General features: G+C 44.1%; 10 protein-coding genes and 4 pseudogenes. 10 read left to right on the top strand and 4 right to left on the bottom strand.

Annotated features, from left to right (window positions below; translation table 11 throughout):
• Both K7397_RS21715 and K7397_RS20455 read left to right on the top strand, forming a co-directional pair.
• Positions 1–116, top strand: a pseudogene (locus K7397_RS21715) (IS630 family transposase); the annotation flags it as partial.
• Positions 117–255: 139 nt separating this feature from the next.
• Positions 256–945 (top strand): hypothetical protein, encoded by a 690-nt coding sequence (locus K7397_RS20455; protein WP_223070441.1) that lies wholly within the window; start codon positions 256–258, stop codon positions 943–945.
• A 713-nt stretch (positions 946–1,658) separates the two neighbouring features.
• Here K7397_RS20455 and K7397_RS20450 read toward each other — a convergent pair.
• Positions 1,659–1,921, bottom strand: a pseudogene (locus tag K7397_RS20450) (type II toxin-antitoxin system RelE family toxin).
• A complete protein-coding gene (locus tag K7397_RS20445; RefSeq protein WP_223070440.1) occupies positions 1,890–2,147 on the bottom strand; it encodes a hypothetical protein in 258 nt (85 codons plus the stop codon). Before K7397_RS20445 ends, K7397_RS20450 begins: the two are co-directional and overlap by 32 nt.
• A 152-nt stretch (positions 2,148–2,299) precedes the next feature.
• Here K7397_RS20445 and K7397_RS20440 point away from each other — a divergent pair, with 152 nt between their 5' ends.
• The 4 genes from K7397_RS20440 (at position 2,300) to K7397_RS20425 (ending at position 7,119) form a co-directional block, all read left to right on the top strand.
• Positions 2,300–3,217: a tyrosine-type recombinase/integrase gene (locus tag K7397_RS20440; RefSeq protein WP_223070439.1), complete on the top strand. Its 918-nt coding sequence runs from the start codon at positions 2,300–2,302 to the stop codon at positions 3,215–3,217.
• A gap of 13 nt (positions 3,218–3,230) precedes the next feature.
• Complete coding sequence (locus K7397_RS20435) at positions 3,231–6,200, top strand: Tn3 family transposase (RefSeq protein ID WP_223070438.1); 2,970 nt, start codon at positions 3,231–3,233, stop codon at positions 6,198–6,200.
• Between the two features lie 97 nt (positions 6,201–6,297).
• Positions 6,298–6,597, top strand: coding sequence for an ArsR/SmtB family transcription factor (locus tag K7397_RS20430; RefSeq protein WP_223070437.1), 300 nt, complete (start codon positions 6,298–6,300; stop codon positions 6,595–6,597).
• A 12-nt stretch (positions 6,598–6,609) separates the two neighbouring features.
• Entirely contained in the window at positions 6,610–7,119 is a 510-nt protein-coding gene (locus K7397_RS20425; RefSeq protein WP_223070436.1) for an SRPBCC domain-containing protein, read from the top strand.
• A 331-nt stretch (positions 7,120–7,450) separates the two neighbouring features.
• Here K7397_RS20425 and K7397_RS20420 read toward each other — a convergent pair whose 3' ends face one another.
• The gene (locus tag K7397_RS20420) at positions 7,451–8,041 is read right to left on the bottom strand and encodes a TetR/AcrR family transcriptional regulator (protein WP_223070435.1); all 591 of its coding nucleotides are present in this window, start codon (positions 8,039–8,041) and stop codon (positions 7,451–7,453) included.
• A gap of 190 nt (positions 8,042–8,231) precedes the next feature.
• Here K7397_RS20420 and K7397_RS20415 point away from each other — a divergent pair, with 190 nt between their 5' ends.
• The 4 genes and pseudogenes from K7397_RS20415 (at position 8,232) to K7397_RS20400 (ending at position 11,950) form a co-directional block, all read left to right on the top strand.
• On the top strand, positions 8,232–8,894 hold the full coding sequence (locus K7397_RS20415) for a nitroreductase family protein (RefSeq protein ID WP_223070434.1): 663 nt from the start codon (positions 8,232–8,234) through the stop codon (positions 8,892–8,894).
• Between the two features lie 354 nt (positions 8,895–9,248).
• A pseudogene (locus tag K7397_RS20410) lies at positions 9,249–10,074 on the top strand (MerR family transcriptional regulator).
• A gap of 77 nt (positions 10,075–10,151) precedes the next feature.
• The gene (locus K7397_RS20405; protein WP_223070433.1) at positions 10,152–11,174 is read left to right on the top strand and encodes a serine hydrolase domain-containing protein; all 1,023 of its coding nucleotides are present in this window, start codon (positions 10,152–10,154) and stop codon (positions 11,172–11,174) included.
• Between the two features lie 440 nt (positions 11,175–11,614).
• Positions 11,615–11,950, top strand: coding sequence for a hypothetical protein (locus tag K7397_RS20400; protein ID WP_223070432.1), 336 nt, complete (start codon positions 11,615–11,617; stop codon positions 11,948–11,950).
• A 92-nt stretch (positions 11,951–12,042) separates the two neighbouring features.
• Here K7397_RS20400 and K7397_RS21710 read toward each other — a convergent pair.
• Positions 12,043–12,184, bottom strand: a pseudogene (locus K7397_RS21710) (IS256 family transposase); the annotation flags it as partial.

The raw sequence follows: 12,184 nt of genomic DNA, 5'->3' as shown, positions 1-12,184 counted from the left end.
AATTATCGGCATGGGAGTGTGCCCGAAACCAAAACCAAAAAGGCGTGGACTGGCAGTTTACTACCGATGAAGCAAGGATCAAATTAAAACGCCTTTACCCACAATTTAAGGATTGATGGGGTACTAGGAACTTCCTATCAATTAAAATTTCAATAAAATATATACATATTTTACAATTGGTGGTATTATCTTCTTTAGCAGCTGCTAATTAATCGAATTTATTTTAAAAATTTTAAAAAAAGGGAGTTTTGTTGAGTGAAGCGTTTTGCTATGGATTTTTCAACTAAGATGCTATTGTCTGGTGCTTTAATTGTTGGATCTTTGTCTGGAACTGCTGTGTTCGCTGCCGAGAAAACCGAGTCAGTAGTCTCCAACCAAACCGTTGTTTCTGTACACGACTTTGTACCAGAATCTTACTTTGCCACGTACTCCGGAAAATTCAATTCGGTAGAAGAACTAAAAAAGGCAGCGGGTTACAACGCAACGGCTTCCAAAAGTACTTACGATCAAACGCCTGGTAAAAGTATTAAAGTAGATTCAATTGATGAATATGCCGCACTCTTGTTCTATTACAATGACCTAGCTGCGAGCAACGCGAATAACCCTGTTGAGGTTAAGACTTATAAAGTGTCCGCTGCAGCAAACGACTATTATAGAGAATACTCTCAGAAGTGGAACGATAATGGCCTTTCCTGGATGTACTCCTATGTAGTGGCCCACATCGTAAACGATAAAATTGAAGGCACGCCAACAACGGACAGCGCTCTCCTCGGCTTCCACCCAGGTAATAGCTGGGAGCATAAACAAGGTCTTTCCTATGCTACCGTTGATAGCTCTAAAACAGGCGGATACGCTCACATCGTCGGTAATTTGACACTCTCGATCATCTGGGAAGGCGTTGGCGATATCGTCACAAAACAATTGACACACGACTGGTCTTACTAATATGATTATCGAAAAAGGGGAGCCGTGCATCCCCTTTTTTCTCTCCTATTCCAAAAAAATTAAGTGTTAGGAGGATAATCCAATGCAAAAGCAATTAAGTAAACGGAAAAAGAAAATTCTGAGAATATTGCTTATAGTGCTCGGGGCTGTCTTGGTGTATATGGCCTTTGCGGTTTACATTTATCTCTCCAGCTCCTCCAGTCCATAAGCTAAACAATATTAAAAGAGGTCGGCAGCTGCTCAACGCTGTCGGCCTCTTTTTGTCGTTTTTGCTGGGATCCAAACGCTTCCGCTGCCCGACTCGCTTTCATTATAGATATCTAAAAACCCCGTAAATATCTATGGATATCCTTGATATCTAAGATATCACATGTTTATAACTGGAATAGGCTTTGATATTATAGGGTGTTCAGATTTTTCGGTGAAACACTCAATATAATTTTCATCACATTCACTTTACTTCTACTTGCTCCAAACGGTCAGTATATTTATCGGTTGCCCGATAGGAGTAAACCTGACCATTATTGGCATAAACGTCTGCGGCATCGGTGCTAGTCACGATAATTTTCAAGACATGTGTGATCGACATAAAACCAATGGTCATAAACGTAACATGCAGCTTTGATAAAGTACGCTTTACTTCATCGTTTTCGAGTAACGGATTTCATTCAACGATGTATGCCAAATATTCTCGTCCCTTCACCTTACATTTGTCATTTATAAATCCCACCGCGCGAATCGATAGCGCGTATGTAAACCACTTTCTCGTCGTGATTGACTTCGAAGAGGATTCGTAACGTACCGATCCGCAGCCGATACAGGCCGATATAGCCTTTCATTGGTCTAATGTCACCAATTGGAGGAATGACGACAAACCTTTCAAACCTTGCGCGATCCGTTCTTGAATCTGTTTTTCTTGCTTGGCGATAAATTTTACGGCATCTTTATGGTAGGTCAACTTGTAGCCCGAACTCACGCTTGGCTACCTCCCCCGACACATATCCGGCATCGCTTTTTAACTGGCGAAGTTCTTCTTCCGTCAAAGGCTCTTCATCGGGTTCTTGTCGATCTATCTCTTCCCAACTCAGCGGATTTCTTTCTGAACGATCGATCAAATATTGAAGAAAGTCAAGCGCTGTTTTTTGATCGGGTTCTTGGAGCCGTTCAACCAAGCTATGCAAATCGTCTTTACGAACTACCATGAAGGAATGACCTCCTAATTATCGAATGACCGCTAATTAAGATTAGCGGTCATTCGATGTTTTCAAAGCATACACTTGATGTCCGCTAATGTTTCGGTTAAGATAAGAATATCATGTCCGCTAATGTAAGTCAAGATTTGGAGGCTTTGCTAATGAGAGAAGTAACCGGGATTTCAGAACGGGGCGAGCAGATGATTCAGGACTTCATTCATGCACTCACAACACATGAAGATTTGAATCCCAAAACACTAAAAGAGTATGCAAGCGATCTAAAACATTTCATCGGCTGGTTTGAGACCGCTGACCACCAAGAGGAAGAGATTATATTTCGAATTGAAGATGTGGCTACTCCAACATTAACAAGATATCGGGAAACCGCACAAAAAGTAATGGAATTGAAACCGGCGACCATTAATCGACGGCTTATAACCCTGAAACGTTTTTTTGAATGGGCCGTATCGGATTCCAGGATTCGCCGCGACCCTTCGAAGCCGGTTAAATTGGTTCCTGAAGAAAAGGTAAGCCCTAGGCAGATGACAGACAAAGAAGAAGCTGCTTTGGTTGCTGCGGCCGAGCATGACGGTTCTCTTCGGGATCAAACGATTCTCATCGTGATGTTTCACACGGGCTTACGAACAATGGAAGTATGCGATCTGGCTCCCGGAGATATTCAAATCGGTAAACGCAGCGGTCAGCTTACGGTCCGATCCGGAAAACGGAATAAACAGCGGGAAGTTCCTTTGAACGCTACGTGTAGAACTGCTTTAGAAAAATATCTGGCAGTCCTTCCTTCGGACAGTCATTATCTGTTTCCATCGGAGAAAACTGGCGATCGATTAACCGAACGAGCTTTACGCCATGTAATTCAAAAATACATGAAATCGGCGCGGCTCGAAGGATTGAGCGCCCAGGATCTACGGCACCGGTTTGGGTACGTGATGGCGGAAAACACCCCGTTGCACCGCTTAGCGCAAATTATGGGACACGATAGTCTGGACACAACGATGATTTACGTCAAGGCGACTCGTGCGGATCTGCAATCGGAAGTAGAAAAAATAGCTTGGCAATAAGGGGATGAGAACGATGTACGCGAGAGTAAGGGAACTTCTAACTCCGGACGAACGGATGCAATATACGCAAATACCGCATGATCTCGGCGAATGGGAATTGGGTACCTATTTCACATTTACCCAGCATGACCTTGAAATCATCCAGCAGCGGCGAAGAGATTATAATCGAATAGGCTTTGCCGTACAACTGTGCGTACTTCGCTATCTCGGCTGGACGCTTTCTGACGTAAAAGATGTGCTCGTTCAAGTCCTTCGTTATATTGCAAAACAAATCCATGCCGATGTGGAGTCTTTTGCATCTTACGGCGACCGAGAAGCCACAAAATACGAGCATCTGGATGAGATCCGGAAGGAATATGGTTACCGGACATTCACCTTGAGCGAATATCGTTCTTTGTGCAAGCATCTATTTAGCCATGCAATGGCAAACGGCAATCCCTTACACCTGATTCAACTCGCACTCGAAGATTTGCGCAAGCGTAAAATCATTCTTCCTTCAATGGCTACAATTGAAAGAGCTGTTTGGGAAACTCGCAAACGAACAGAAGAAAAAATATTCAAGCTGCTCAGCAGTTCACTGACAGAATTACAGATTGCTAAGCTGGATCGTGTCTTAACCACCATGCCGGCAAATAGCAAAACCTACTTAGCATGGTTAAGGGAAATTCCAGGTACCAGTTCTCCGGATTCTTTCCTGAAGGTAATTGAAAAACTCGAATACATACGCGACCTGCAGCTGCAAGTCGATACGACAGGCATTCATCCGAACCGACTGCGACAGCTTTCTAAAATCGGTTCGCGTTACGAACCTCATTCCTTCAGACGTTTTAATGATCCGAAAAAGTACGCGATTTTAGTTGCGTACCTATTGGAGTTGATTCAAGATTTGACAGACCTGGCATTCGAGATTCATGACCGGCAGATTATGATCCTGCTTTCCAAAGGGAGAAAGGCCCAAGAGGAACTTCAAAAGCAAAACGGTAAATCGATCAACGAGAAGGTTGTTCACTTTGCCGATCTTGGAGCAGCTCTTATTAAGGCCCGAAGCGAAGGTATTGATCCGTTTGTTGCACTTGATGCCGTCATGCCGTGGGATCATGTCGTTACATCCGTGGAGGAAGCTAAACGGCTGGCACGACCCGTTGATTACGACTACTTGGATTTGTTAGAAAAGAAATTTTATGCGCTCCGGAAATACACGCCAACGCTGCTAAAATCGTTGGAATTTCGGTCAACTAAGTCCACGGAGCCGCTAATAAAGGCGGTCGATATCATCCGGGATATGAATGAAACCGGGAAGCGGAAAGTTCCTGAAGGCGCGCCGCTGAACTTCGTTTCGAACCGCTGGCAAAAGCACGTTTACGACGATGACGGAACAATCAACCGGCATTACTACGAAATGGCTGTCCTGACTGAGTTGCGGAATTACGTTCGTTCCGGGGATGTGTCCATAGTCGGAAGCCGTCAGCATAAGGATTTCGAGGAATACCTCGTGCCGAAAGCCGATTGGAATGGCATTGATCCTAGCGCTACAAAACTTGCCGTCAGCTTGTCCGCAAAGGAATATCTTGAAGAACGGATTGAAGCACTTCTTCAAAGATTAAACTGGGTTTCGGATCACATCGATGAACTGGACGGAGTTAATTTGGAGAACGGGAAATTGCACATCGAGCGATTGGAGAAAGATGTTCCCGATGAATCCCGGAATTTCAGTCTTTCCCTCTATGAGCTGTTACCACGAATCAAGCTAACGGATCTGCTCATGGAAGTAGCCAACTGGACGAATTTTCATGAGCAGTTTATTCACGCTTCTAGTAACCGCGCTCCGAACGAGGAAGAAACAACAATCATTATGGCTACCCTTATGGCAATGGGAACGAACATCGGGCTCACAAAGATGGCTGAAGCCACGCCGAGCATTTCATATCGGCAAATGGCCAATACTGCTCAGTGGCGGCTGTACGAAGACGCGATGAATAAAGCGCAAGCTGTTCTTGTTAATTTTCATCACAAGCTGGCGCTGCCTTCATATTGGGGGAACGGCACGACCTCCTCATCTGATGGAATGCGCGTCCAGATCGGTGTATCGTCGCTTCACGCAGATGCGAACCCTCACTACGGAACTGGAAAAGGAGCCACGATATATCGCTTTGTGAGTGACCAGTTCTCCACGTTTTACACGAAAGTCATCAATACGAACGCTAGGGATGCCGTACACGTCATTGACGGTTTACTCCACCACGAAACGAACTTGTCCATCGAGGAGCATTATACGGATACAGCCGGTTACACCGATCAAGTCTTTGGTTTAACGCATTTGCTTGGATTTCGCTTTGCGCCGCGTTTACGCGACTTGGCTGACTCCAAGCTCTACACTATCGGAAAACCTTCCGATTTCCCTAAATTGGAGAAGCTGCTTCGCGGACAGATTAATACCAAGATCATTCAAGAGAACTACGATGATGTTCTCCGGCTGGCTCATTCCATCCGGGAAGGAACCGTTTCGGCATCACTCATTATGGGGAAAATCGGTTCCTATGCAAGACAAAACAGCCTGGCTACCGCGCTCCGAGAAATGGGGCGTATTGAGAAAACGATCTTCATCTTGGAGTACCTTTCGAGCGAGGCTCTGCGAAGAAAAATTCATCGAGGGTTGAACAAAGGAGAAGCCATGAACGCATTGGCCAGAGCGATCTTCTTCGGCAAACATGGCGAGCTCCGGGAACGTGCGCTACAAGATCAGCTCCAACGGGCAAGTGCGTTGAACATTATCATCAATGCTATTAGCGTTTGGAATACTGTCTATCTCCAGCAAGCATCTGAACACCGCAAAAAGCAAGGTAAGCTCCAGGAAGAACTGCTAAATCACATTTCCCCCCTTGGATGGGAGCACATCAATTTTCTAGGCGAATACAAATTCAACTTCAAACAAAATACGTCTCTCAATTCATTACGACCCTTGAAACAACAGGAAATTGAATGATCGGAGGTTCGGGCGATTTAGCCCGAATTATGGGCTTAGAGTAAGAAAAAACGCTAAGCCGGGTACACCCGAAGGCTTAGCGTATATTTTCGTTAAAATGTTGGCGGTACCCCTGGTAGAACTTTTGGTTGAAGGTCCCATGACGGTTGGAGATATCGCCGAGCATCTTGGACTCCGCCAGCCTCAAGCTTCAAAGCATCTGCGCGTGCTGCTCGAGGCCGGTCTTGTCGAGGTTGAGGCTGTTGCCAATCACCGGAATTATCAGCTCCGGAAGGAGCCGTTCCAGGGGTTGGATGCTTGGCTCGATAAATATCGCATGATCTGGAGCGAACGATTTGACAACCTGGAGAATTACTTGCAGATGTTGCAATTCGAAGACAAAGCCGAAAAATCTTAGGGGGAATTGTCCATGCTAAACAAGATGATCATCAAGGTAGAGGGGCAGGAGTTCATTATGGAGCGCATCTTTGATGCGCCGAAGGAGCTTGTCTTCAAAGCATTTACAGAGGCGGAACATCTGAAGCAATGGTGGGGTCCCCGCGGGTGGACATTAAGCGCATGCAATATTGACTTTCGGGAGGGCGGCGTCTGGCACTATTGCATGAAGTGCGTCGATCAGAATCAGGGAGATTTTTACGGCATGGAATCCTGGGGCAAGGCGGTTTACGAGCAGATCGTAAAGGGGGAGAAAATCGTGTACATCGATTACTTCTCCGATGCGGAGGGCAATGAGGCGGAAGGGATGCCGGCGACTGAGGTTACGCTGCAATTCGAAGAACACGAAGGAAAGACCAAGGTGCTCAGCCGGTCTAAATTCGAATCCGCTGAAGCGCTCAAAACGGTTCTCGATATGGGCATGGAGCAAGGAATTTCCGAGACTTGGGACCGTCTGGCCGAACATTTGCAGTCGGTGCAATAAGCGATTACGGATTGAGGAAGAAGGACGAAGCAGTGTATATACACTGGGCGTCCTTTTTTTTCTTTCCGGGGTCCCCGTAAAGGCGGTGGTCAATTCGTAGATTTCCTTAAAATGCTGGTAGAAAACCGCCCCGTGGAGATTCAGGATGAAATTCAAGGTATTGTTGAAACCTTGGATGAACTCGTATAGACTCTTCCAGTTATTAAACAAGAATTCCTCACCGCTGAGGAAGCTAAGCAACAATACGGATCAAAGGCCGATCTGCCGTAAGTAAAAAGAATGCGCTTGGATCGTTAAGCTAATTGGCAGGATAATGCAATAGCGACACGACCTAGACCAGCAGTTCTTTGGCTCCGTTCATTATTAAGGGCATAGTCTGTTTTACGAATGATTCTGCAGTTATTACACGCCCCTCATTGTTCCAAGCATAAGCTGCCCCATACACTCCCCAACTTATCATGATAGTAGCTGTATTTATTAATAATTGCGCGTTTGGACTCGAAAGCATCTTGTCTTTGTTTATAAAGGAGAGAAGTATCGTTTGAATTTTCTCCTTTATTCGAATTTCGAATACTGGTCCAAGCGATTTATAGCTTCTTTTGCACAAGGTGCTCAGCTCCTTGTGAAAATCGCATACAGCCAGAAAAATACTCTCAATAGTTTCTTCATTTAATACCGTATGACCACTTATTCTGCGAGTTATGATCGCCATAAAAGACTCATTTATCTTAGATTCAAGGATTGCAAATTTATCTGTAAAGTGCGCATAAAAAGTCGCTCTGTTTACAGTAGCCTTCTCTGCGATATCCCTAACGGTTATCGATTCAAAGTCTTTTTCTTTAATCAATGAAGTGAAAGCATCTTGTAGGAGTTGACGTGTACGTTTCACTCGAGGATCGCTTTCATTTTTATGAATTGTCATATAATAAGGCCTCCTAATAAACCAACATTATCGAAATGGTGTTGTCTAAACAACTATTTAATAACATTGATTATTGTGATCGCTCTACTATTATTATAACATATAAATACAACAAATGTTGTATAAACAGCCTGTGTTAGATACTGACTTTTACGTTGACAGACCCACGTTTCAAGAGGAGGAGAGAACCATGTCCGTTTCGCAACCGTCGCAAACACTGGAGCAACAACTTTTTTTCAATGTTATTAGAGAACGCCGGTCGGTTCGTGGCTATGATCCCGAGGTCAAGATTTCGCGGGAGGAATTGACCGAAATATTGCAGCAAGCTACGCTGGCTCCCTCAGCCGCCAACCTGCAGCCATGGCGGTTTCTCGTTATCGACTCTCCGGAGCTGAAGCAAAAGCTGCTTCCGATCGCATTCAATCAACAACAAGTGATCGAGGCTTCTGCTGTCATCGCCGTTCTTGGGGACCTGGAGAACATTCGGATGGCCGAGAAGATTTACGGCTTGGCTGTCGATGCGGATTTTATGGCTACGGATACGGCAAAATCGTTTGTCGAACGCTATACTGGTATGTATTCGAGCATGCCGCCCGAGGCCGTCCGCCAAATCGTTTATACCGACAGCGGGCTCGTATCGATGCAACTCATGCTTGTTGCCCGCGCCAAAGGCTACGATACGGTACCGATAGGCGGTTATGACAAACAAAAGTTCATGAAAGCTTTCGGCATATCAGAGCGGTACGTTCCGATTATGCTGATCGCTATCGGTAAGGCGGCGAAGCCCGGTCATCCGACGGTGAGGCTGCCAATCGATGATGTAGCTTTCTTCAACGAAATGCCTAAGGCTTAAGAAAATTCGCATTCGCATATGCAACAGCAAGCAACGCTACGGAGGACGATAGTTGAAGAACAGAAATAAGCAGGCCAAGACTGTATTGTTCTAGTTTTGGTCTGCTTTTTTGTGATGCTCCCACAAGAACACATTGAATACATGTAAACAATGTGCAGAGCCTTATATTTCAAGGGGTTTTCACACGCTCCTTTTCCGCACTTATAAAATCCAATCTTGACTGCCTTACTAAAGAAGCACCAATATTTTTGCCGTTGACTTTGCCCTTAGGGTAAAGTGTACAGTTGAATTGAGTAAAGGATCGATACTTATAGCATAGTCAGTCCAAAAAATAAAAAGAATGGAGGTGACCTCTTGCTATCGATCGGAGAATTCTCAAAGATATGCGAAGTATCTGCAAAAACGCTTCGGTATTACGATGAAATCGGATTGATTCATCCTGATGAGATTAATCCTGAAAACGGTTATAGGTATTATTCCATCAGGCAACTAAAAAAGATGCTCTTTATCAACCGCTTGAAATCTTATCATTTTTCTCTGGAAGAAATCAAAGCCATTCTGGAATTGGAAGAGGATCAAGCAGAAGAGAAGCTTTGTTCTGCTCTTAATCGCAAGAGAAGGGAAATACAGGAAAAGCTAAATGCTTTTGAATATACCCTAAAACAAATGAGTCATGATATTTTAAATTTAAAGAAGGGCATACCCGTGTTGTCATACCTTGACAATATAGAAGTACAGCTTGTTGAAACCCAGCCAATGAATATCCTTTATATGCGACAGATGATGAGCAGTGATGACTATGCTCTAGGATATGGAAAGTATTTTAGCAGGCTATATAAAAAGATTGCTGCTGAAAAACTCACCTTGCTTGGTACGCCAATGACTATTTATCACAGCCCTGAATACAATCCTGCCGGCAATGATACAGAGTTTGCCATCCCAATCGAAGAGACTGTAAAGGGTACGAGAGTTTTGCCCGGAGGTCTTTGTGCGAAGTCTGTTTTAAAGGGTTCATATTCAGAATTAACATCGGTATATGCCAAGCTGAGGGAATGGGTAGAAAATGAAGAATATGAATTGGTGAAATCGCCATATGAAGTATATGTAATCGACCCCAATCAAGCGTACCGCTGCCGAGGATTTGGTTACCGAGGTGTATTTTCCTGTAATGAAAAAATAGGAGCAAGACCACGACCTGACATTTTGCTTAACGCTCCCTAAACAAAACAAAAAACGTCTTTTAGAGAGGTATTTATCATGCAAAGAAACTACTGGCCAACTACCGAATGGCAAGCCGGAGACCCGGCAACCTTGGGAATGGATGCTGAAAAGCTTTCGGAACTTGAACCTGTGATCAAATCCGAGTACAGCAATATAAACGGGTTGGTTGTTGTGAGACATGGATATATTGCTTATGAAAGATACTATAACGGCTATGGCCCGGATGATACGCACCATGTGGCATCTGTAACGAAAAGCATCATATCTGCCCTCATTGGTATTGCCATAGATGCAGGATATATTAAAAATGTAGACGAGAAGGTGCTGGATTTTTTCCCCGAATATGTTCCCGCAGCTGCGGATCGGCAGAAACGAGAAATCACCATACGCCATCTCCTTACGATGACGGCTCCCTATCCATTTGAGGACTGGCACGAACCGCTGGACAAGATGTGTATGCAACCTGATTGGGTAAAATATACTCTGGAGATTCTGGGTCAAAAAGGGAGTGTTGGAGATTTTAAGTATTCCACTGCAGGGGCGCACCTGCTTTCAAGCATCATCACTCGCAGCACAGGAAAAAGTGCCCGTGAGTTTGCGAACGAACGCTTATTTAAACCGATCGGCATGAAAGAGATCCCGGATCATGAAATGAGATCATTTGGGTTTGAGGATTTATTCGGGAAAAACGTAAAAGGATGGGTTAAAGACCCAAGCGGTAACTCCACAGGAGGATGGGGACTGACGCTAACCCCCCGTGATATGGCGCGTTTTGGTTTTCTGTATCTGAACCGGGGCATGTGGGACAACCATCAGATTGTTTCGGGGGCATGGATCCTCGAATCGACAGCGATGAACCCCAACAAGTACGGTTATCTATGGTGGTTGCGCGAAGAGGATGGAGTTTTTGCGTACTCAGCGCTGGGCGATGGCGGCAATGTCATTTGCTCTATTCCAGAAAAAGACATGGTCGTGGCAATCGCATCAGAATTCATTATGAATCCTCGTGACCGGTGGACACTGATTAAGGAATGTATTATGCCGGCTGTAATAGACTAAACTTATTACTACCGAGTCTGGCAAAGATATTTATCTGTACCTAATCTCGGAAAATTAATCTGATAGATATGTTAAGCATCATAGCTTATATCAACCAAAAGCGGAGCTGCCAAAACTGCGGCATAATAAAATAAGCAGTTTTGGCAGTTTTCTTATGTTGGATTACCATCGTAATCTAATGAATTATAGGTTGAGACAACGCCTTTCGTGCCGTGTCAGAGGGCAAGAACTTGACGCCTTTGCCGAAAATGGACAAAGAACATGGTCTTATATGCCGCTATGCCGCAAATTGAAAACCAGCCAAGGAAGGAAAAAGATGTATGTGAGGAGAATTAATTTAAGTGCGTGAATATCGGGATTGTTGGAGATTTGCGAAGTACGTGAAGAAGAGGTTAGCTGAAACCACCTAAAAAATCATTAATTTCTTAAGGAGCAATTATATGAACTCTCAATCACTTCTTGAACTTAAAAGATTATCACAGTTTGTAAATAAACTAAGAGATTTCAAGATAATTATTAATGATTCGGAAGTAGGCATAATAAAAGATGGAGATATAAAAGAGATCAGTTTAGAACCAAGTGAATACGAGATCTATTTAAAAATTGATTGGTGTCGAAGTAATAAATATAGATTTACAATAAGTGAGAATGAAAAAATTAAATTGGAATGTGGAAGTCTATTAACAGGATTAAGAATTGTTATTCCATTTTTGATTTTCTTTTATATTTCTATTGGAAAGAACAGATATCTATATATTAAAAAGAATAATGATTAACATTTCTTAGAGGGTTCGAAGAAGAGGTGGGGGTGTGTCAATAATTTTGTGTAAACTCATTTATAGAGACTCCCCCATGGGGGAGATTGCCCTTACGGCAGATGTTGGCCGATGCGTTCGGGGAAGAAGACCGAGAACTGCAACAGCATTTGGCCCCAGTTCTGGACACGGCCTGTCCATTTGCGGGTGACATCCATGGTGACCAGATACAGCATCTTTAGCAGCGCCTCGTCC

It is taken from the genome of Paenibacillus caui, assembly GCF_019904135.1.
Taxonomy (GTDB): Bacteria; Bacillota; Bacilli; order Paenibacillales; family Paenibacillaceae; genus Fontibacillus; species Fontibacillus caui.
This window is presented reverse-complemented; position numbering and strand designations above follow the sequence as displayed.

Bases quoted from the DNA above. Each gene is read 5' to 3' on its own strand.
- K7397_RS20400 (WP_223070432.1), top strand. From the start codon at position 11,615: ATGAACTCTCAATCACTTCTTGAACTTAAAAGATTATCACAGTTTGTA.
- K7397_RS20425 (WP_223070436.1), top strand. From the start codon at position 6,610: ATGCTAAACAAGATGATCATCAAGGTAGAGGGGCAGGAGTTCATTATG.
- K7397_RS20405 (WP_223070433.1), top strand. From the start codon at position 10,152: ATGCAAAGAAACTACTGGCCAACTACCGAATGGCAAGCCGGAGACCCG.
- K7397_RS20415 (WP_223070434.1), top strand. From the start codon at position 8,232: ATGTCCGTTTCGCAACCGTCGCAAACACTGGAGCAACAACTTTTTTTC.
- K7397_RS20430 (WP_223070437.1), top strand. From the start codon at position 6,298: ATGTTGGCGGTACCCCTGGTAGAACTTTTGGTTGAAGGTCCCATGACG.
- K7397_RS20445 (WP_223070440.1), bottom strand. From the start codon at position 2,147: ATGGTAGTTCGTAAAGACGATTTGCATAGCTTGGTTGAACGGCTCCAA.
- K7397_RS20435 (WP_223070438.1), top strand. From the start codon at position 3,231: ATGTACGCGAGAGTAAGGGAACTTCTAACTCCGGACGAACGGATGCAA.
- K7397_RS20440 (WP_223070439.1), top strand. From the start codon at position 2,300: ATGAGAGAAGTAACCGGGATTTCAGAACGGGGCGAGCAGATGATTCAG.
- K7397_RS20420 (WP_223070435.1), bottom strand. From the start codon at position 8,041: ATGACAATTCATAAAAATGAAAGCGATCCTCGAGTGAAACGTACACGT.